The sequence below is a fragment of the Streptomyces sp. NPDC052721 genome (assembly GCF_040678315.1).
In the GTDB taxonomy this organism is placed as follows: domain Bacteria; phylum Actinomycetota; class Actinomycetes; order Streptomycetales; family Streptomycetaceae; genus Streptomyces.
The window spans coordinates 210,435-229,340 of the sequence record NZ_JBFATL010000001.1; the positions used below are offsets into that span (position 1 = coordinate 210,435).

Annotated in this window: 19 protein-coding genes and 2 pseudogenes; 10 read left to right on the forward strand and 11 right to left on the reverse strand. The window is 72.8% G+C overall.

The features are described from left to right. Window positions 1–11 precede the first annotated feature (11 nt). The 3 genes and pseudogenes from AB0L21_RS00990 to AB0L21_RS01000 all read left to right on the forward strand — a co-directional run. Window positions 12–514, forward strand: a pseudogene (locus AB0L21_RS00990) (amidohydrolase family protein); the annotation flags it as partial. A 118-nt stretch (window positions 515–632) separates the two neighbouring features. After that, entirely contained in the window at window positions 633–1,319 is a 687-nt protein-coding gene (locus AB0L21_RS00995; RefSeq protein WP_365698770.1) for a DUF899 domain-containing protein, read from the forward strand. Between the two features lie 194 nt (window positions 1,320–1,513). Beyond that, complete coding sequence (locus AB0L21_RS01000) at window positions 1,514–1,690, forward strand: hypothetical protein (protein WP_014672054.1); 177 nt, start codon at window positions 1,514–1,516, stop codon at window positions 1,688–1,690. 15 nt (window positions 1,691–1,705) lie between these two features. Here AB0L21_RS01000 and AB0L21_RS01005 read toward each other — a convergent pair whose 3' ends face one another. The 3 genes and pseudogenes from AB0L21_RS01005 to AB0L21_RS01015 form a co-directional block, all read right to left on the reverse strand. Continuing rightward, window positions 1,706–3,766 (reverse strand): ABC transporter ATP-binding protein, encoded by a 2,061-nt coding sequence (locus tag AB0L21_RS01005; RefSeq protein WP_365781458.1) that lies wholly within the window; start codon window positions 3,764–3,766, stop codon window positions 1,706–1,708. Between the two features lie 245 nt (window positions 3,767–4,011). Continuing rightward, the gene (locus AB0L21_RS01010; protein ID WP_365781460.1) at window positions 4,012–4,461 is read right to left on the reverse strand and encodes a hypothetical protein; all 450 of its coding nucleotides are present in this window, start codon (window positions 4,459–4,461) and stop codon (window positions 4,012–4,014) included. A gap of 386 nt (window positions 4,462–4,847) precedes the next feature. Beyond that, window positions 4,848–5,456, reverse strand: a pseudogene (locus AB0L21_RS01015) (ATP-binding protein); the annotation flags it as partial. A 203-nt stretch (window positions 5,457–5,659) separates the two neighbouring features. Between AB0L21_RS01015 and AB0L21_RS01020 the strand changes: the two are divergent. From AB0L21_RS01020 to AB0L21_RS01030, 3 genes are all read left to right on the forward strand, one after another. Then, window positions 5,660–6,520: a helix-turn-helix transcriptional regulator gene (locus tag AB0L21_RS01020; RefSeq protein ID WP_365781462.1), complete on the forward strand. Its 861-nt coding sequence runs from the start codon at window positions 5,660–5,662 to the stop codon at window positions 6,518–6,520. After that, a complete protein-coding gene (locus AB0L21_RS01025; protein WP_030642274.1) occupies window positions 6,521–6,775 on the forward strand; it encodes a DUF397 domain-containing protein in 255 nt (84 codons plus the stop codon). 86 nt (window positions 6,776–6,861) lie between these two features. Further along, window positions 6,862–7,671 (forward strand): SAM-dependent methyltransferase, encoded by an 810-nt coding sequence (locus AB0L21_RS01030; RefSeq protein WP_365698774.1) that lies wholly within the window; start codon window positions 6,862–6,864, stop codon window positions 7,669–7,671. A gap of 37 nt (window positions 7,672–7,708) precedes the next feature. Here AB0L21_RS01030 and AB0L21_RS01035 read toward each other — a convergent pair whose 3' ends face one another. Beyond that, window positions 7,709–9,148 (reverse strand): PLP-dependent aminotransferase family protein, encoded by a 1,440-nt coding sequence (locus AB0L21_RS01035; RefSeq protein WP_365781464.1) that lies wholly within the window; start codon window positions 9,146–9,148, stop codon window positions 7,709–7,711. Window positions 9,149–9,194: 46 nt separating this feature from the next. Here AB0L21_RS01035 and AB0L21_RS01040 point away from each other — a divergent pair, with 46 nt between their 5' ends. Next, window positions 9,195–9,725, forward strand: a complete 531-nt coding sequence (locus AB0L21_RS01040; RefSeq protein WP_365698775.1) for a carboxymuconolactone decarboxylase family protein — start codon at window positions 9,195–9,197, stop codon at window positions 9,723–9,725. An 82-nt stretch (window positions 9,726–9,807) separates the two neighbouring features. On the opposite strand, the gene AB0L21_RS01045 is transcribed toward AB0L21_RS01040, so the two are convergent. From AB0L21_RS01045 to AB0L21_RS01060, 4 genes are all read right to left on the reverse strand, one after another. Then, window positions 9,808–11,295, reverse strand: coding sequence for a glutamate synthase subunit beta (locus AB0L21_RS01045; protein WP_365698776.1), 1,488 nt, complete (start codon window positions 11,293–11,295; stop codon window positions 9,808–9,810). A 154-nt stretch (window positions 11,296–11,449) separates the two neighbouring features. After that, on the reverse strand, window positions 11,450–11,929 hold the full coding sequence (locus AB0L21_RS01050; RefSeq protein WP_365698777.1) for an anthrone oxygenase family protein: 480 nt from the start codon (window positions 11,927–11,929) through the stop codon (window positions 11,450–11,452). A 495-nt stretch (window positions 11,930–12,424) separates the two neighbouring features. After that, window positions 12,425–13,123 (reverse strand): DUF2293 domain-containing protein, encoded by a 699-nt coding sequence (locus AB0L21_RS01055; protein WP_365781466.1) that lies wholly within the window; start codon window positions 13,121–13,123, stop codon window positions 12,425–12,427. Between the two features lie 147 nt (window positions 13,124–13,270). Continuing rightward, window positions 13,271–13,465: a hypothetical protein gene (locus AB0L21_RS01060; RefSeq protein WP_365781468.1), complete on the reverse strand. Its 195-nt coding sequence runs from the start codon at window positions 13,463–13,465 to the stop codon at window positions 13,271–13,273. Between the two features lie 111 nt (window positions 13,466–13,576). On the opposite strand from AB0L21_RS01060, the gene AB0L21_RS01065 reads away from it, so the two are divergent. After that, on the forward strand, window positions 13,577–14,209 hold the full coding sequence (locus AB0L21_RS01065) for a uridine kinase (RefSeq protein WP_365781470.1): 633 nt from the start codon (window positions 13,577–13,579) through the stop codon (window positions 14,207–14,209). Between the two features lie 81 nt (window positions 14,210–14,290). Continuing rightward, window positions 14,291–14,704: a PPOX class F420-dependent oxidoreductase gene (locus AB0L21_RS01070; RefSeq protein WP_365781472.1), complete on the forward strand. Its 414-nt coding sequence runs from the start codon at window positions 14,291–14,293 to the stop codon at window positions 14,702–14,704. Window positions 14,705–14,792: 88 nt separating this feature from the next. On the opposite strand, the gene AB0L21_RS01075 is transcribed toward AB0L21_RS01070, so the two are convergent. Beyond that, window positions 14,793–15,920: a magnesium and cobalt transport protein CorA gene (locus AB0L21_RS01075; protein ID WP_365698781.1), complete on the reverse strand. Its 1,128-nt coding sequence runs from the start codon at window positions 15,918–15,920 to the stop codon at window positions 14,793–14,795. A 177-nt stretch (window positions 15,921–16,097) separates the two neighbouring features. On the opposite strand from AB0L21_RS01075, the gene AB0L21_RS01080 reads away from it, so the two are divergent. Continuing rightward, complete coding sequence (locus AB0L21_RS01080) at window positions 16,098–16,892, forward strand: methyltransferase (RefSeq protein WP_365781474.1); 795 nt, start codon at window positions 16,098–16,100, stop codon at window positions 16,890–16,892. A 171-nt stretch (window positions 16,893–17,063) separates the two neighbouring features. On the opposite strand, the gene AB0L21_RS01085 is transcribed toward AB0L21_RS01080, so the two are convergent. Together AB0L21_RS01085 and AB0L21_RS01090 are read right to left on the reverse strand one after the other, a co-directional pair. Beyond that, complete coding sequence (locus tag AB0L21_RS01085; protein WP_365781476.1) at window positions 17,064–17,999, reverse strand: PfkB family carbohydrate kinase; 936 nt, start codon at window positions 17,997–17,999, stop codon at window positions 17,064–17,066. Further along, on the reverse strand, window positions 17,984–18,892 hold the full coding sequence (locus tag AB0L21_RS01090) for a pseudouridine-5'-phosphate glycosidase (RefSeq protein WP_365781478.1): 909 nt from the start codon (window positions 18,890–18,892) through the stop codon (window positions 17,984–17,986). The genes AB0L21_RS01085 and AB0L21_RS01090 overlap by 16 nt, the downstream gene beginning before the upstream one ends. Window positions 18,893–18,906: the final 14 nt, after the last annotated feature.

Below are 18,906 nucleotides of genomic sequence, written 5' to 3' on the forward strand. Positions count from 1 at the left end.
CCGAGCAGGCGTTCGCCTGGCCGACTACCACTCCGGTACGGGCCCTGCGCGCGGCCGGCGTCCCCGTCGGCCTCGTCACGGACGGCGCCGCCTCCCACAACTCCCTCGGCGTACGGGAGGCGATGGCGCTGACGTCCCTGATGCAGAAGTCCACCGAGGGCGACCCCCGCCGGCTGACCTCCCGCAGGCACTGCACCACGCCACGCTGCAGAGCGCCCGCGCGCTCGGGCTCGGCGACCGGGTCGGCACGCTCGCGCCCGGCCGGCGCGCCGACATCGTCCTCGTGGACCTCACCGGCCCGCACACCCAGCCGGTGCACGACCTCGCCGCCACGCTGGTGCACAGCGCCCGCGCCGCCGACGTCCGCACGACCGTCGTCGACGGCCGCGTGCTGATGCGGGACCGCGAACTGCTCACCCTCGACGTACCGGCCGTCGTACGGGGACTGACGGACCGGCTGCCCGCGCTGACCGCACGCGAGCACGGGCGGCGCCTCCCGGAGTACGACACCTGAGCCCGCTCCTGGCCGAAAAGCCGTGCAGGACCTGGCCGAAAAATCCTCCGTTCGCCGCGATGAGTTCCGCTGCCGCCGGCGGTCACCACCCTGAACCGACCGTCGGACAGGAGGGCCCATGTCGCACCCGGAGATCGTCTCTCGTGAGCAGTGGCGCGCGGCGCGCGAGGAGTTGCTGCGCAAGGAAGAGGCGGTCAGACGGGCGCGCGAGGCACTGGGCGCCGAGCGGCGGCGGCTGCCCATGGTGGAGGTCGACCCGGAGTACGTCTTCGAGGGCGGCGACGGCAAGGCCACCCTTCTCGACCTCTTCGAGGGGCGGGCCCAGCTCGTCGTCCACCACTTCATGTTCGCCCCGGAGTGGGAGACCGGCTGCCCCTGCTGCGCGGCCTTCCTGGACCAGGTCGGCCATCTCGCCCACCTGCGCGCCCGGAACACCTCCTTCGCGGCCGTCTCCCGGGCACCGTTCACCCGGATCCTGCCGTTCAAGGCGCGGATGGGGTGGGCGGTGCCCTGGTACTCCTCGGCGCACAGCGGCGACGACGGCGACCGTGACCCCGGCCGCGACGTGGGCCGTGACTTCAACCGTGACTTCGAGGCCACCGTCGAGTCGGGCGGCGGGCTGGTCGAGCGCCCGGGCCTCAGCTGCTTCCTGCGCGACCACGACCGGGTCTTCCACACCTACTCCGTGTACGGCGACGGGCTGGACGGACTGGGCACCACCTCGGCCCTGCTCGACCTGACCGCACTCGGCCGCAGCCCGGCCGGAAGCGAGAGGCTGCGGCTGCATGACGAGTACGACTACTGATGCGAAGGTGTAGGTGTCGACACCAGGTGTGCGGTCGCTGATACGGAGCGTGCGGTTCGTGTCACAAGGTGAACGGATCCTCACGGTCCGCGCCGACCCGGTGTCGACAATGTCTCAGTCCCGTCACCGACCGAGGCCTTTCCCCTCTCCAGGGCGTTAACTCCTACACGTACGACGCTTCCTGGAGGTGCGAGATGGTGAACGGGCGAACGGTGCTCGAACGCTTTCCCGCCGGTGGTCCCCGGGGCTCCTGGCCCGCGGAGGAGTTCGCGCACGCGCGGCGACTCGAAGGCCTGCCCGCCGAGGTCGTCATGGACCTCGCGACGGACACCTTCCTGGTGATCGTCCGTGGTGGCGAGACGGTCGACTGAACCGGACCGGGCGACTCAGGCCGGCTTCGGGGCCGGCACCCGCACCGTGAACTGCCGCGCCTGGAGGGAGTACAACTCCGCGTAGACACCGCCCCTGGCCAGCAGCTCCTCCGGGGTGCCGGACTCGACCAGGCGCCCGTGTTCCAGCACGTGCACCAGGTCGGCGTGCCGGACGGAGGCCAGCCGGTGGGTGATCAGGACGACCGTCTGCCCGCCGCCCGCCAGCGCCCGGATCTTTTCGAACACCTCCAGCTCGGCCCGCGCGTCCAGCGCCGCCGTCGGCTCGTCCACGATCAGGATGCTCCCGCGCCGGTAGGCCGCCCGGGCGATGCCGAGCCGCTGCCACTGGCCGCCGGACAGCTCGTGTCCGCCGCTGAAGTTCCGGGCCAGCAGGGTGTCCAGGCCGCGCGGCAGATCCGCGACCACGTCCTCGGCGCCCGCCTCGGCGATCGACGCGGCCAGCCGTTCCTCGGTCATCGGCGCGGTGGAGCGGCCGACGGCCACGTTCACCCGGGCGGTGAACGGCCAGCGCTTGAAGTCCTGGGCCACCATCGCGATGCGCTCGGCGAGCAGTCGCCGGTCGGCCCGCGCCGCGTCGACGCCGTCCCACAGGATCCGGCCCCGGTCCGGTGTGTACAGCCCCGCGAGCAGCTTGACCAGCGTGGTCTTGCCCGAGCCGTTCTCGCCGACGAGCGCGATGATCCGGCCGAGGGGGAGAGTGAGGGTGACGTTGTCGAGGGCGGGGCGGGGGGTGGTGCCGGGCGTGCCGGTCGGATGCTCTCCGGTCGGGTGTTCTCCGGTCGGGTGGGGGACGGCTGCAGGTGGAGCGGCCGCATGTTTCTCGGTCGGGTGTTGCTCGGCCGGAGGCTCGTCGTGCGGGTAACTGAAGGTGACGTTCTCGAAGCGGATCTCCTTCGGGTCCTCCGGCAGCGGCTCCCCGCCGGCCGGGATGGCCCGCTCGGCCGCCGCGGCGTACAGCCGCTGCAGATCGCCCACGAACAGAGCCTCCTCGTGCAGCTGGTTGATCTCCAGCACCAGCGTGTCCAGGCTCGCCGCGCCCGTACGGATCGCGATCACCGCCGTACCGGCCACCGCGAGGGCCATCGCGCCGGCCAGCAGCAGCGCGCCCAGCGTGGCGTAGGTGGCCAGCGTCGCGAGGCCCGTCCAGCCCGCGGCGATCAGACCGGTCCGCGCCGCCAGCCGGGACAGCCGGGCCTGCTCCGTCTCCGCGGTCTCCGACATGGACCGGAAGTGGCGCAGCAGGAACGGGCCCACACCGTGCACACGGATCTCGGGAGCGGCGGTCGGCTCGGTGAGCAGGCTGCTGATCAGCTGACCGGCCCGCGCGTGCTGCACCCAGGTGTGGAAGGACTCGTAGCGGCGCCGGGCGTTGGTCAGCGCGCTCCAGGCGCTCGGCAGGGTCATGGTGACCAGCAGGGGCAGCAGCGCCGGATGCAGCACGGTGAGCACGCCCGCCGCCGCGACCAGCGAGATCGTCGCGTTGATCACCCGGGTGCTGTAGCTGATCATGTGCCGGGCGGACCGGGCGCCGTACTGGGCCGTGTCCAGCAGCTTGTGGAAGGCGTGGTCCTCGATCGCGGCCAGCTCGACGTTCGCCGCCCGCTCCAGGTACAGCTCGGTCGCCACCCGCTCCACCTTGGGTTCCAGCCGTCCGGTGGCGTAGACGGAGGCGGCCCGCAGCAGCGCGGCGACCAGGGTCACGACGGCCATCACGACGAGGGCGGGGGCGGCCGAGCGCAGCCGCTCCTCGATGTCGGGGCCGGTGAGCAGCTTGCCGAGCGCGTTGTTCACGGCCAGCAGGCTCACCGCCTGGGCCACGCCCCGCCCCGCCTCGGCGGCCAGCACCACCCGCGCGGCCCGCGTGTCCGCCTGCCGGGCCAGCCGGAGACTGGACGCCAGCATGCCGGGCAGGCGGGTCATCATCGCCCGGAAGGTCAGCGCGAGGAAGGCGTCCGCGTGCTGGTTCCAGCCCATGTCGTACCGCAACGGCCCGCCGAACAGCAGCCGTTCCGACGCCGACACCACCGGCTCGGCCGCCTCCCGCTTCTTCCTCACCGTGACCTCCCGACCCCGACGGAACGGCCACTATTCCGGCCGGGACACAGGCTCGGCAGGGCGCGAGCAGACGTACGAGGGGCGCGGAGGGAGCACGGTCCGCGTGAGCGGCGCGGTGGGCGGGCGCTGCGGGGCGTGTGCGACGTGACTGGGGGCTGGGCGGTGAGGGGGTGGCCGGGCTGGGGCGGCGGCGGTTGCGCCGGACGGGAATGGGTGCGCCAACGGCTGGGCCCGGGAGGCGACGGCTACGCCGAGACCGCCCGTGACCAGTCCGGAGCCGTTCCCGTCACCCGGCACAGGGCCAGGTACAGCGGGATCGGCGGGGTGTACGGAGCCGTGCCCTCCGGGCGGTGGATGAGCCGGGCGGTGCCGGTGCCCAGGGCACCGACGGCGTAGTGGGCCGGGGACGGCCAGGGCAGGGCGTAGTCGGAGTCCGACGGAACGATCCACCACCAGTGGGAGCCGTCGGCGTACACGCATCCCACCCGTGGCAGCCGGGGTACGACGAGCGGGCCGAGGCGGTCGGGCACGGCGACGGCGTCGCAGCCGAGCGGAGCCGTCATGCCGTCCGGCAGGGACAGACGGTGGGCCGGATCAGGGGCCGGGCGCCGGCGCTGCAGCCGTACCAGGGTGTCCAGGCCGATGGCGTGCTCCTGGTCGGCACCGCTGCCACCGGGCCGCCCGGCGCCGGTCACGGCCGCTCCCCGTCAAGGTGCGGCCCCGGCGCGCCGTGCGGGTGCCGCTCCGGTGCCACGGGATGCGTGCCCTGCGGCGCGAACGGCTCCGGCTGCGCAGCGTGCGGGTGCCACTCCGGTGCCCCGTGCCGGTGCTGCTCGGGCGGCCGGTGCAGCGGTTCCCCGGCGGGGAGATGCCGGTGGCGCTCCGGCTCTCCCGGCCCATGCGGCCCGGGCTCCCCCGGTCCCCGTAGCCCGGGCTCCCCCGGCCCGTACGGTTCAGGAGCCCGCCGTTGCTGCCCCGGTACGGCGTCCCGGCGCCCCTCCGGTGCCATGTCCGCATGCTGCCCCGGTGCCGTGCCCCGCTGCTCCTGCGGCGCCACCCGCCCACTCGTCCCCGTCGGCCGGTCGTCGTCGGAGTCGTCCGGGCGGCCCGGCTTGGGGCGGGCGCCCCAGCCCAGGTCGTCGCGCGGCTCGGCGGGGTCCGGGGCGCCGTCGTTCCGGGGCAGCTCGGCCCAGACCAGCAGCCCGGGGCCGTGCTCCTGGGCACCCCAGGCCCGGCACAGCGCGTCGACGAGAAGCAGCCCCCTCCCGTGCTCCTCGTCGGGTCGCTGCGGAGACGGGTGGGGTTCGCCAGGAGCACAGCCCTCGTCACGTACGGCTATGCGCACCATGTCGTCATGGTCGTGCAGCTCGCACACGACCCGGCCGCTCGCGGTGTGCACGATCGCGTTGGTGACCAGCTCGGACATGACCAGGGCGACGTTGTCACAGGTGTCCGCGCACACCGCCCAGCCGGACAGCCGAGCGTGCGTCAGGCGTCTGGCCTGGGCGACGGAACCCGGATGTGCGGCCAGCTCGAAGCGGAACCTGCGCTCGGCAGTGCCCCCCTGGGAGGGCGCTGCCTCCCCCACGTTCGAACCGGCTCGCGCGGGGGAACCCGCATCGGCACCGAGACCGGAACGGTCTGCGGCGGCGTCTGTTCCTAAAGGCGCGGACGGAATCACGCCTGCCACTATCTCCCTGCCATGGACACTTGGCAAGAGTCACTCTGAAAATTGCAGAGTGCTGTGTGACTCGGTCAGGGCTCGTGGCAGACTGCTCGCAACAGCACGTAGCGCGGCGCCAATTGGAGTCGTCGAAGGCCCCGCCCGGCCTTCGGACGAACCTTCGAATGGCGCCGTAGGGCTGTCAGGAAACTTTCGGTGGAGGTGGGAGCGTGAGCGAACCGCGGTCCGCGCCGACGGTGGGCCAGGTGGTCCTCGGCCGGCGCCTGCTGGACCTGCGGGAACGCGCCGGACTGAAGCGCGAGGAGGCCGCCCGCGTCCTCCGTGTCGCCCCCGCCACCGTCCGCCGCATGGAGATGGCCGAGGTCTCCCTCAAAATCCCGTACCTCCAACTGCTGCTGAAGGCCTACGGCGTCCCCGACGACGAGGCCGAGGTCTTCGTCCAGCTGGCCGAGGAGGCGAACAAGCCCGGCTGGTGGCAGCGGTTCCACGACATCCTGCCGGGCTGGTTCTCGATGTACGTCAGCCTGGAGGGCGCGGCCAGCCTCATCCGCTCCTACGAACCGCACTTCGTCCCCGGCCTGTTGCAGACCGAGGACTACGCGCGCGCGGTGCTGAAGTCCGGTGCCGTCGGCGAGACGAGCCCGGACGACATCGAGCGGCATGTCGCGCTGCGCATGCAACGCCAGCACCTGCTCACCCGCCCCGACGCCCCACGTTTCTGGGTGGTGATGGACGAGACCGCCCTGCGCCGCCCGGTGGGCGGCCCGGAGGTGATGCGCGCGCAGATCGACAAGTTGCTCCAGGCCACGAAGCTGCCCCATGTGACGCTCCAGGTCGCCCCGTTCGCCAACGGGCCGCACCCGGGGACGTACGGGCCCTTCGTGCTGTTCCGATTTGCCATGCCAGAACTGCCGGACATGGTCTACAGCGAGTACCTGACCGGCGCCGTCTACCTCGACGCGCGCACCGAGGTGGCGACCCACCTGGAGGTCATGGACCGCATGGCGGCGCAGGCCGCTACGGCACAACGCACGAAGGAGATCCTCCGGGATCTCCGCAAGGAGCTGTGAATGGATCGCATCAAGCCGCGCGGACGCGTCTACAACGGCATGCCCGCGCGGGAGTTGGGCAGCGAGGGGTGGCACAAGCCCTGGAGCGGCGGCAACGGCGGAAACTGCCTGGAGGCGATGAAGCTGGCCGACGGACGGATCGCCGTACGCCAGTCGACCGACCCGGACGGGCCGGCCCTGATCTACACCACGGACGAGATGACCGCGTTCATCGAGGGTGCCAAGGCGGGGGAGGCCGATTTCCTGCTGTCCTGACGCCGGCATGTGTTGTTTCTTACTCAACTTCCTTACTGTGATACCCAGTTGATCAATCATCGCGTCCGACGCTTACGGAGTGCCGCATGACAGGGCAGGACCCGACGGCCATCGAGATCGACACCAGCAAGCCGCATCCCGCGCGGATGTACGACTGGTATCTCGGCGGCAAGGACAACTACCCCGTCGACGAGGCGATGGGCCGGCAGATGCTGGCCCTCGACCCCCGGGTGCCGGTGATGGCCCGGGTCAACCGCGCGTTCATGCACCGCGCCACGCGCTGGCTGGCCCAGCAGGGCGTACGGCAGTTCCTGGACATCGGCACCGGCATACCCACGGAGCCGAACCTGCACCAGGTCGCCCAGCGGATCGCGCCCGACGCCCGGGTCGTCTACTGCGACAACGACCCGATCGTGCTGGCCCACGCGGCGGCCCTGCTGCACAGCACCCCGGAGGGCGTCACCGAGTATCTGCAGGCCGATGTCCGCGACCCGGACGCGATCATCGAGGGCGCCCGGCGCATCCTGGACCTGGACCGGCCGGTCGCCCTCTCCCTGGTCGCCCTGCTGCACTTCATCCCCGACGAGGACGGCGCGCACGCCCTCGTCTCCCGGCTGCTGTCCGCTCTGCCGTCCGGCAGCTACCTGATGATGACCCACGCCACGGCCGACTTCACCCCCGAGGAGTCGGCGGCGGCCGTCGGGAAGCTCAAGGCCGCCGGCGTCACCCTCGCCCTGCGCTCCCGCGAGGAGTTCGCCCGCTTCTTCACCGGCCTCCACCTGATCGACCCCGGCGTCGAGATCGTCCACAAGTGGCACCCCGAACTGGGGGAACCGGTCCCGGGCCAGGACGACGGCGTGATCCCGGGGTACGGGGCGGTGGCACGCAAGCCGTAGGCCGGCATCCCCGCCCCGGTTTCCCGGGTGACCTTCCTCACCCCGGCGGCAGCACACCGCACAGTGCCTCCAACGCGGCCCCGTAGGCGTGTTCGGCCGGGGCCGCGTATCCCACCACCAGGCCGTCGCCGGCATCCGTCGGACTGCGCGGATGCCGGAACGCGGCGAGACCGTCGAGGGCGACGCCCTGCCACGCCGCGGCCTTCAAAACCGACCGCTCCGTGCCGGGCGGAAGCCGCAGCACCGCGTGCAGCCCGGCCGCGATGCCCGTCACCCCGATGTGCGGGGCCTGGCCGGCCAGCGCGGCGACGAGCCGGTCACGCCGGTGCCGGTAGCGCTGCCGCATACGCCGCACATGACGGTCGTACGACCCACAGGCGACGAAGTCCGCGAGCGCGAGCTGGTCCAGCACGCTCGCCCACCCCTCCCGCTCGCCCTTCGCCGCCAGCACCGGCTGCACATACCGCTGCGGCAGGACCATCCAGCCCAGCCGCAGCGCCGGCGACAGGCTCTTGCTGACCGACCCGATGTGGATCACCCGCTCCGGATCGAGCCCCTGCAGCGCGCCGACGGGCCGGCGGTCGTACCGGAACTCGCCGTCGTAGTCGTCCTCCAGCACCACCGCCCCCCGCGCGCGTGCCCAGTCGACCACCGCGGCCCGGCGTTCCGGATGCAGCGGGCCACCGGTCGGGAACTGGTGCGCGGGCGTCAGCAGCACGGCCCGCTCCCGCCCGAGCGCCTCCACCCGCGCCCCGTGCTCGTCCAGCGGCAGCGGTACGGTGCGCACACCCGCCGCCGCGAGCAGTTCCCGGTGGAACCCCAGCCCGTACGCCTCCACGCCCAGCGGACCGCGCAGCACCCCGCCCGCACCCGGTCCGCCCTGGACACCGCGGCCGAAGAGAAGCCGCAGCGCGTGCGCGAAACCCGAGCAGATCACGATCCGGTCCGGCTCGGTACGCACCCCGCGCGCGCGAGCCAGATACTCCGTCAGCGTCTCGCGCAACTCGCGGCGCCCGGCGGGATCGCCCGGCCCGAACGCCTCGCTCGGCGCCGCCTGCAGCGCCCGGCGGTACGAGGCCGCCCACGCCGCACGCGGAAAGGCCGAGGCGTCCGGCGCCCCCTGCCGCAGGTCGTGCCCCGGCCCACGTGCGCGCAGAGGTGCCTTGACGGGCGTTCGCACGGTGTCACGCAGCGGCTCGGCCCGCTCCGCCACCCGCGTCCCGGAACCCTGCCGGGCGGTCAGCCAGCCCTCCGCGACCAGCTCGGCGTACGCGTCGGCCACCGTGTTGCGGGCCACCCCCAGGTCCGCGGCGAGCGACCGGTACGGCGGCAACCGGGTGCCCGGCGCCAGTCGCCCGCCGCGCACGGCCTCGCGCAGTGCCCTGGTCAGCGCCGCCCGCCGGCCCCCCGGCCCCGACAGATCCAGGTGCAGATCCACACCGATCCGCGCCGCGGAATTGACCCACGATTCCGTCATGGAAATGCACTCTACAGTCGGTCTTTTCGGCCCCTAGGTTGACGTCATGACGACGAACACGACCACCGCGACCGCCGCCACCGTCGACCTCCCTGACGACATCGCCACGGCCGAGGCCGCCCGCACCCGCCTGGACTTCGCGAAGGCCGCCCCGAAGGTGTTCCGGGCGATCGTCGGCCTGGACGCCGCCGCCCGCCAGGGCCTCGACCCGGCCCTGGTCGAACTGATCCAGATCCGCGCCTCCCATCTCAACCACTGCGCCTACTGCCTGCACATGCACACCAACGACGCCCGCAAGGCCGGCGAGAACGAGGACCGGCTCCACATGGTCGCCGTCTGGCGCGAGGCCCGGCACTTCTTCACCCCGAAGGAACAGGCCGCCCTCGCCCTGACGGAGGCGGTGACCCTGGTCGCCGACGGCGGCGTCCCCGACACCGTCTACGCGGAGGCCGCCGCCCACTTCGAGGACCAGGAACTGGCCCACGTCCTCTCCCTGATCCTCACGATCAACACGTGGAACCGCGTGGCCCTGGCCACGGGAAAGGTCGCGGGCACGGACGAACGCGCCGCCGCCTGAGAGCAGTTGCCGGCGACTCCCGGCCGCACCCGGTCCTGTCCGGATCCCTGACGGTTGCCTGTCCGCGCCCCTGACGGGTGTATCAGGCCACCATCGGCCGATCCGTGGGCCGGATCGGGGCCGGGAGCCGGGAACTCCCCGTCAGATAGCGGTCCACGGCCGCCGCGACCGCCCGTCCCTCCGCTATCGCCCACACGATGAGCGACTGCCCGCGCGCCGCGTCCCCCGCGGCGAACACCCCTGGGGCGTTGGTCGCGAAACCGTCGTCCCGGGCGATCGTGCCGCGCGGCTGCAACGCCAGCCCCAGCTGCTCGATCAGCCCGTCCCTCTGGTCCGGCCCGGAGAACCCGAGGGCGAGCAGCACCAGGTCGGCGGGGAGCGTCCGCCCGGTGCCCGGCACCGCAAGCCGCTGCTCGTCGACCTCCACCAGATGCAGTGACCGTACATTCCCCCTCTCGTCTCCCGTGAAGCGGAGCGTGGACGCCGCGAACAGCCGCGCGTCCGCGTCCGCCGCCGGTGCCGTACGCAGGTCCCGCGCCTCCTCGTGCGCGGCCGACAGCCGGTAGATCTTCGGGTACGTCGGCCACGGCTCGGTGTCCTCGTCGCGCTCCGCACCCGGCTGTGCGTAGATGTCCAGCTGGGTCACGGACGCGGCCCCCTCGCGCACCGCGGTGCCCAGACAGTCCGCCCCGGTGTCCCCACCGCCGACGATCACGACGTGCTTGCCGGCGGCCGACAGCGGCGATACCTCCAGATCTCCCTCACACACCCGATTGGCCAGCGGCAGATACTCCATCGCCTGGTGTATCCCGTTCAACGCGCGGCCCGGCACCGGAAGTTCCCGCCACGCCGTCGCACCCGTGGCGATCACCACCGCGTCGTACCGCGACCGCAGCTCGGCCGCCGGGACGTCCCGGCCGACCACCGTCGACGTACGGAACTTCGTCCCCTCGGCCCGCATCTGCTCGATCCGCCGCTCCAGATGCCGCTTCTCCATCTTGAACTCGGGGATGCCGTACCGCATCAGCCCGCCGATCCGGTCGTCCTTCTCGTACACCGCGACCGTGTGTCCCGCCCGGGTCAGCTGCTGTGCCGCGGCCAGCCCGGTGGGCCCGGAGCCGATGACGGCGACCGTCCTCCCGGACAGCCGCTCGGGCGGCCGGGGCGGGGTGAAACCCTCCTCCCACGCCCGGTCGGCGATCGCGCACTCGACGTTCTTGATGGTGACGGCCGGCTGGTTGATCGCCAGCACGCACCCCGCCTCGCACGGCGCCGGACACAGCCGCCCGGTGAACTCCGGGAAGTTGTTCGTGGCGTGCAGCCGGTCGCTCGCCGACCGCCAGTCCTCCCGTGCGACCAGGTCGTTCCACTCGGGGATGAGATTGCCCAGCGGGCAGGCCTGATGGCAGAACGGGATGCCACAGTCCATGCAGCGGTCGGCCTGCTTGCTGATGATGGGCAGCAGCGCGCCCGGGACGTACACCTCGTCCCAGTCCCGCACCCGCTGCTCGACGGGGCGCCGCGGCCACTCCTGGCGCGGCGTGGTCATGAACCCCTTGGGATCGGCCATGGCGTCTTCCTCGCGTACGGGCACCTGGGGCACCGGGTGTACGAAGGGCCGTGCGTCATCGGGCGGCACTCTTGCGGCCACGATACGTCTCCGCCGACGCCCGCGCAGAGTGGTGGACAGCGCTTTCTCCCGAGGCCTCGGCTGCCGGGGCGGCTCAGGCGAGGGCCACTATGTAGGCCAGGGCCGCCGCGGCAGAGGCGACGGTGCGGACGTGGTTCCAGAACGTCCACTCGCGCACATACGCCGGCCAGTACACGGCGGCCTCCGGCGCCCCCGGGGTAAGCCGGGCCAGCCGTTCGTTGCGGGGCACGTTCGCGACGATCGTCAGCCCGAACGAGCCGACCAGGTACAGCGCGCTGCCCAGCAGCAGCTCCACCGTCCCCTCCTCCGGCCACACCACGAACGTCACCACCGCGATCAGCGCGCTCAACGCCGCCGATCCGGCGAACACGGTCATGAACGCAGGCCGTACCGCCGCGAGGTTGATCGCGTTCATCGCCGCCACGCCCTGCGCGGGCGGCAGCGCCGCGAGCCCCCGCATCACGAAGGTCGAGAACCCGCAGAAGACACCGGCCACCAGCCCGGTCCCGAGAATGCCCACCACGACCAGCACGAAGAACGGCCCGCCGATCATCCCCACATCCCCCATTCCGTCCCACCCGGACCGTCGCCCGGCACCGACATCACCCTCGCTTGCCACCGCACCCCATGTACCTGAGGGCACGTCGTGGCCGCTCGCGCAGTTCCCACGCTCCTCCGCCCGCTGCGTGCGGCTGCGCGCAAGCATGCCGCTGGGGCGACGCCGACCCAGCAGGGGCAGTCGAACCCGCGCACCCGTGGGCGGCCACCCACCACAGCTGCGGGCAGTCGTGCCGCTGGGGCGGCACGGGCCGGCGCTGGGCCCCCTCTGGGGGGGACCCCGCCAGAGGGGGGCAAGCGGTACACCCCCAGCCGAGGCCCGCGGTGGCACACCGCCCAGCCGAGGCCCGGGGGCGTACACCCCCCAGCCGAGGCCTGCGGCCGCAGACGCACCGGCCGAGGCCCGCGGTGGCGCACACCCCGGCCGAGCCCTCGCACAGGCGCGCCCTGGCCAGCCACCCCCCTCCGTATGCACCCCCCACCGCATTCCTCAACCCACGTCCTCCTGCCCAACCCCCTGCCACCTCCGCAGCACGCTCTCCACGGCCCCCGCGATCCGGCGCCGCGCCTCATACCGCGGTACCCCGCTCATCAAGAGCTGGTCGTACGCCGTGTCCCCATGCCGTACGCCCGCCACGACCGCCGAGATCACCGCCCCCTCGGTCAGCGCCCGACCGGCCGCGCTGCGACCCACCCGCCCACTGCCCCGCACCGACGCGTGGGCCGCGATCGCCCGGGCCCGTTCGGCCGGACAACCGGGAAACAGCCGAAGGACCTCAGCCGCGAACGCCGCCGCGAACCGCTCGTCCTCCGCCGCCCTGCGCCGCGCGTCCCGTACCCGCCGCCGACGCCGGGCCTCCGCGTCCGCCAGACAGCGGGCCTCGGCCCGGGCCAGCGCGGTCTCCTCCACGAGCACGCCCTGGCGTTCGTAGCGGCTCTTGCGCCGGTTGAACCGCACGACCACCACTGACAGCGTGCTCTCCTCCCGCGACCTGCGGGTCAGGGCCGTGTCGCCGCGCGGCAGGAACACCAGGTGGCCGAGGTCGGCGCAGTCCAGGCAGCGCGGTGCGCCATCCTCCAGCACCAGCAGCGACAGCGGACCCCGCCGGCAGCCGGCACACCGCTTGCGCTTCAGCGGCTGGATGACGACAAGCCGACCGGGGGAGTGGGGAGTTGCGGGAAGCGCCATACGCGCTTCTTTCCCCGTCACCGCCCAGGCCTCCCACGTGCGCCTGCGCCGCTTTCCCGTCCGCCGGTTCCCTCCTCCGCCCCTCCTCCTGTGCCGCCTCCCGTCTTTCCCCGTACGTTTCTCCCCCCTTTCGTCCGTCCGCCGGAACTACCCCTCCTCCTCCCGGGAGTTGAACACCGACACCCGCGTACGGTGCCGCACCGGTTGCTCGATCTCGTCGACCACCGCCACCGCGAGATCCGCGTACGACAGCCACGGTTCAGGACCGTCGCCGGGCAGCCGCTCCCCGCCCGCCCCCCTTCTCGACGCCGCCCGCGCCTGGAGCGAAACCCACCTCCCCACCCACCTCCCCACCCACCTCCCCACCCTGCTCGCCGCCCGGCGCGCGGCCGGACACCCCACCTGACGCCGGCACCCGCGCCGCTCTTGTCCGCCACCCGGCATCATGGGCCTGTGCGACTGGAAGCGATCACCTGGGAGCGGCTGGCCGAGCGGCTCGCCGACCGGCTGGCCGGTGCGGAACCGGCCGACGGCGCGGCCTGGCAGCGCGTCGGCTTCGACGGGGCCCCGGCCGCCCGTCCGGGAGACCTCGCCGCGCGTGTCGGCGAGGCGCTGCGGGTGCGCGGCCGGCCCTCGCTCGTGATCGGCACCGAAGGCTTCCTGCGCCCCGCCTCGCTCCGCCTGGAGCACGGGCGGCGGGACACGGAGTCGTACTACAACGGATGGTTCGACACGGGCGCCCTGTGGCGGGAGGTTTTCGGGCCGCTCGACCCCGGAGGCAGCGGGCGGATCCTGCCCGACCTGTGGGATCCGGCCACGGACCGGGCCACCCGCAGCCCCTACGTCCAACTCCCGCCGGGCGGGATCCTGTTGCTCCACGGCCCCCTCCTGCTGCGCCACTGGTTCCCCTTCGATCTGACCGTGCACCTCCTCCTGACCCCGGGCGCCCTCCGCCGCCGTACACCCGAGGCCGACCACTGGACCCTCCCCGCCTTCGAGCGCTACGAGGCCGAGACCGACCCGGCCGGGACGGCGGAGGTCCTGGTACGAGCCGACGATCCGCGCCACCCCGCCTGGAACGGCTGATCCGGAAGCGCCGCCCGGAGATCCGGCCGGTGAGCCGCTCACCCCCTTTTATATGCGCACGCATATAACTAGAGTGGTGGCATGACGACCTCACCGGGCACTCCTGTCACCTTCGACGACTCCCTCCGCGCTCTGCTGGACGGCAGGAACTTCGCCAGCGTCGCCACCCTCGGCCCCGACGGTGCCCCGCAGAACTCCGTGGTCTGGATCAAACGCGAGGGCGACAGCGTGCTCTTCTCGTCCGTCGACCGCCGTCAGAAGGTGCGCAACCTCCGTCGCGACCCGCGTATCAGCCTCTCCGTCTTCGACCTGGCGAACCCCTATCACTCGGCCGAGATCCGGGGTGTCGCCGAGATCCTGGCGGACGAGGGCAAGCAACTGCCGCACGAGCTGTCGCACAAGTACCTCGGCATCGATCCGCCGGCCGAGAAGGACGACGAGACCCGTGTGATCGTCAGGATCGTCCCCCGGAAGGTCGTGTCCTTCTCGCCCTGACCGGCCGCAGCCGCCGAGCCCACGGTGGCCGTCGGGAACCGGCACCTCGCGGCCCGGTCCCCGAGCCCCGGTGCCCGCGGCCCCGCCGTCAGAGCCAGCCGTTGCGGCGGAAGCCCCGGTACACCGCCAGACACGCCCCCGCCGTCACGGCCATGATCAGCGGGTAGCCGAACCGCCAGTGCAGCTCCGGCATGTGCTCGAAGTTCATGCCGTACACCCCGCACACCATCGTCGGCACGGCGATCACCGCGGCCCAGGCCGTGATCTTCCGCATGTCCTCGTTCTGCGTCACCGTCACCTGCGCGAGATGCGCCTGCAGGATGGAGTTGAGCAGCTCGTCGAACGCGGCGATCTGTTCCTTGGCCCGGATCAAGTGGTCGAGCACATCCCGGAAGTAGGTCTGTATCTCCGGGGCGACGACCCGTATCGGCCGGGTCGCCAGGTCCTCCACCGGGCGGCCCAGTGGCACCACCGCCCGCTTCAGCTCCAGCAGTTCACGCTTCATCTGGTAGATGCGGCCGGCGTCCAGACGCGCCCCGTTCTCCGAGAACACATCCGTCTCGACCTGGTCGATGTCTGCCTGCACGGCGTCCGTGACGCTGAGGTAGTCGTCGACCACATGGTCGGCGATCGCGTGCAGCACCGCCGCAGGCCCCTTGGCCAACTGGTGCGGGTCCGCCTCCAACTCCTCGCGCAGCGGCCCCAATGAGCCGTGCCGGCCGTGCCGCACCGTGATCACGAAGTCCTCGCCGACGAACACCATGATCTCGCCGGTGTCCACCACCTCGCTGGTCGCCGTCAGCTGCTCGTGCTCCACATAACAGACGGTCTTGAACACCGCGAAGAGCGTGTCCCCGTAGTGCTCCAGTTTCGGCCGCTGGTGTGCCTCGACCGCGTCCTCCACCGCCAGCGGATGCAGGTCGAACAGCTCGGCGATGCCGGTGAACTCACGGTCCGTCGGCTCGTGCAGCCCGAGCCAGACGAAGCCCTCTCCGGTCTTGCGCACCAGCCGCACGGCATCCACCAGGTCGGCGCACCCGGGCACGCGCACGCCGTCCTGATACGTCACGCAGTTGACCACCGACGAGCCCAGCGGCGACCTGGCGGGATGGCTCAGGTCCACGCGCGGCCGGCGCCGGGCCAACCGTGCCACCTTGCGCAGGCCGCCGACCCTGCCCAGTCCCGTGACCTTCCGCAGATTCCCTGCCATGGACATCTGGATCTCCTCGTGTGGATCTCCTCACGCGACGCTTTCGCGCCGTGCCCGGCAAGTCTGCCAGTCCCTGGCAAAGTGCGGGCAAGCCTGTGGGAACAGGGAGTTCCGCTTTGTTCCCGCCTGTGGATGAAGGGGCGAGCGAGCCGGAGGGGCCGACTGACTGGGAGGATCGGGGGCATGGCGCGCTCCGACGGATACCTCCTGGACAACCGGCAGAAGGAAGCGGGCGAACGCTTCGACGCCTTCACCTCCCTCTTCGACCCCACGACCTTCCGGCACCTCGAAGGACTCGGCATCGGCCCCGGCTGGCGCTGCTGGGAAGTGGGGGCCGGTGGCCCCTCCGTCGTGTCCTGGCTCGCCGAGAAGGTGGGGCCGGCCGGTCAGGTCGTCGCCACCGACATCGACACCTCCCGGCTCACCGGCGCCGCCCGCCCGCCGGTGGAGATCCGCGTCCACGACGTGGGCGCCGAGGAGCCGCCGGGGGAGGGCTTCGACCTGGTCCACGCCCGGCTCGTCCTCGTGCACGTACCGGACCGGGAACGGGCGTTGCGGAGCATGATCAAGGCCCTGCGGCCCGGCGGACGACTGCTGATCGAAGACGCCGACCCCGCCCTCCAGCCCCTGACCTGCCCCGACGAGTACGGCCCCGAGCAGCGGCTCGCCAACCGGCTGCGCCAAGGCTTCCGCAAGCTGCTCGCCGACCACGGCGCCGACCTGTCCTACGGCCGTAAACTCCCGCGGCTGCTCCGCGAGGCGGGACTGCACGGGGTGCAGGCCGACGCGTACTTCCCCGTGGCCTCGCCCGCCTGCACCGCCCTGGAGGCCGCGACGGTCCGTCAGATCCGTGACCGGCTCGTCGCCGCCGGCCTGGCCACCGACGCGGAGATCGACCAGCATCTGGCCGACGTGGAGACCGGCACGATGGACCTGACCACCGCACCGATGATCTCGGCGTGGGGGCGCAAGGGGTAGCCGGCGGCAGCGGGGCACTCCGAGGTGTCGGACTTTTTCAGCGGTCGGCGGCTCCACGGGCCTGCCGGAGCCACCGCCGGCAAGACCCCCGACGCCTGGCGGGGGCCGGACTGAGCCACCGTTCCCAGGCCCCCGACACCGGGCAGAGGGAGCCAGGGAGCCCCCGGCCGCCTAACCCCCGTTCTCCGGATGCGGTGGTCTGCCGCCCACCCGCCCCACCGCCTCCGCACCTGCCCGGCAGCCCCGTGCCGCCGCTTCCTCCGGGGCCGCGCCCGCGAGCAGGGCGGCGAGGAACGCGCCGGTGAAGGCGTCACCCGCGCCCGTGGTGTCCCGGGGCTCCGCCGGCACGGCCGGAACCCGGGCCGGCGTGGCGCCGGAACGGGCCACGAGCGCTCCGTCCGCACCCGCCTTCGCCACCACCAGCGGCACGAGCCGGCTCAGCTTCGCCGCCGCGTCCGCCGGATCCGGCAGCCCGGTCAGCAGACATGCCTCGTCCCGGCTGGGCAGCAGCACGTCCAGCCCCTGCGTGAACGCCAGGAAGCGGTCCACCCCCAGCTCGACCAGGAAGCCGGCCGAGGCCGGGTCCAGGCTGACCGGCACACCACGCGCGCGTGCCGCCGCGAGTGCCGTCCCGGCGAGCGCCCGGCTCGACTCCGTGAACAGCAGATAGCCCGACAGATGCAGCCGGGCCACCCCGTCGAGCAGCGCGTCCGACCAGTCGGCGGGGCCGAGCCGCAGGGATGCCCCGCTGTCCGTCAGGAACGTCCGCTCGGCCGCCGCAGCCGCGTCGACGAGGCAGATCACGGTCCCGGTCGCTGCCTCCCGGTCCACCACGAGCCGGGGTCGCACCCCGGCCGCGACCAGCTCGCGCTCGTGCCACGCGGCGGCGTCCGCGCCCACCCGCCCCAGCAGCCGTACGTCCGCACAGCCCGCGTGAGCGGCCCAGCAGGCCACGTTGGCGCCCGCGCCGCCCGGCAGCCTCCGGATCACGGCGGCCGTGTCGGTGCCGGCCGCGAGCGGCCCCCGATGCCGGGCGATCACGTCCGTGACCACGTCGCCGACGACCAGCAGCGCGCCGTACCGGCCCGCGGTCACCCCCTGGCCCACGCCGAGGCGATCCGCGCCGCGAGCCGGACGTTGCCGCGCACCGCCGCCAGGTTGGCGCTCAGCGAGGCACCGTTCGTGTGCCGGACGAGGTGGTCCAGCAGGAACGGGGTCACCGCCTGCCCGGTGACACCCTGCTCCGCGCAGGCGCGCAGCGCGTCGGCGAGCACACGCGCGTGCAGCTCGGGATCGAGCTGTTCCGCCTCCGGGACGGGGCGGGCGACGATCAGCGCCGACTCGGGCGCGTCCAGCGCGTCCTGGGCGCGCATGACAGCGGCGACCTGCTCCGGGGTGTCCAGCGTCCAGTCGACCGGATGCCCCGAGTCCGACAGATAGAAGCCGGGGAACCGGTCCGTGCCGTACCCGGCGACGGCCACGCCCAGTGTCTCCAGCCGCTGCAGCGTCGCCGGTACGTCCAGGATCGACTTCACGCCCGCGCACACCACCGTGATCCGGGTCCGCGCCAGCAGCCCGAGGTCGGCCGACTCGTCCTGGGTCACGGTCCACTCCCGGTGCACCCCGCCCAGCCCGCCGGTGGCGAAGACCCGCACCCCCGCGAGGGAGGCCAGTTGCGCCGTCGCCGACACCGTGGTCGCCCCGCTCGCCCCCGCCGCCACGGCGAGCGGCAGGTCACGATGGCCCAGCTTGCGGATGCCGTCCTCGTTCGCGACCCGCTCCAGCTGGTCCTTGTCCAGGCCGATCCGGGGCCGCCCGTCGAGCACGGCGATGGTCGCCGGCACGGCACCCTCCCGCCGCACCGCTTCCTCCAGCTCCAGCGCCACCTGCAGGTTGCGCGGACGAGGCAGGCCGTGAGCGATGATCGTGGACTCCAGAGCCACCACCGGCCGCCGCGCGTCGATCGCCTCCCGGACTTCTTCCGACACCACCAGCACCACGTGCCCGCCTCCTG

Coding starts and splice junctions, on each gene's coding strand:
- AB0L21_RS00995 (WP_365698770.1), top strand. CDS start 633: ATGTCGCACCCGGAGATCGTCTCTCGTGAGCAGTGGCGCGCGGCGCGC.
- AB0L21_RS01000 (WP_014672054.1), top strand. CDS start 1,514: ATGGTGAACGGGCGAACGGTGCTCGAACGCTTTCCCGCCGGTGGTCCC.
- AB0L21_RS01025 (WP_030642274.1), top strand. CDS start 6,521: ATGGATCGCATCAAGCCGCGCGGACGCGTCTACAACGGCATGCCCGCG.
- AB0L21_RS01030 (WP_365698774.1), top strand. CDS start 6,862: ATGACAGGGCAGGACCCGACGGCCATCGAGATCGACACCAGCAAGCCG.
- AB0L21_RS01035 (WP_365781464.1), bottom strand. CDS start 9,148: ATGACGGAATCGTGGGTCAATTCCGCGGCGCGGATCGGTGTGGATCTG.
- AB0L21_RS01040 (WP_365698775.1), top strand. CDS start 9,195: ATGACGACGAACACGACCACCGCGACCGCCGCCACCGTCGACCTCCCT.
- AB0L21_RS01045 (WP_365698776.1), bottom strand. CDS start 11,295: ATGGCCGATCCCAAGGGGTTCATGACCACGCCGCGCCAGGAGTGGCCG.
- AB0L21_RS01050 (WP_365698777.1), bottom strand. CDS start 11,929: ATGATCGGCGGGCCGTTCTTCGTGCTGGTCGTGGTGGGCATTCTCGGG.
- AB0L21_RS01055 (WP_365781466.1), bottom strand. CDS start 13,123: ATGGCGCTTCCCGCAACTCCCCACTCCCCCGGTCGGCTTGTCGTCATC.
- AB0L21_RS01070 (WP_365781472.1), top strand. CDS start 14,291: ATGACGACCTCACCGGGCACTCCTGTCACCTTCGACGACTCCCTCCGC.
- AB0L21_RS01075 (WP_365698781.1), bottom strand. CDS start 15,920: ATGTCCATGGCAGGGAATCTGCGGAAGGTCACGGGACTGGGCAGGGTC.
- AB0L21_RS01080 (WP_365781474.1), top strand. CDS start 16,098: ATGGCGCGCTCCGACGGATACCTCCTGGACAACCGGCAGAAGGAAGCG.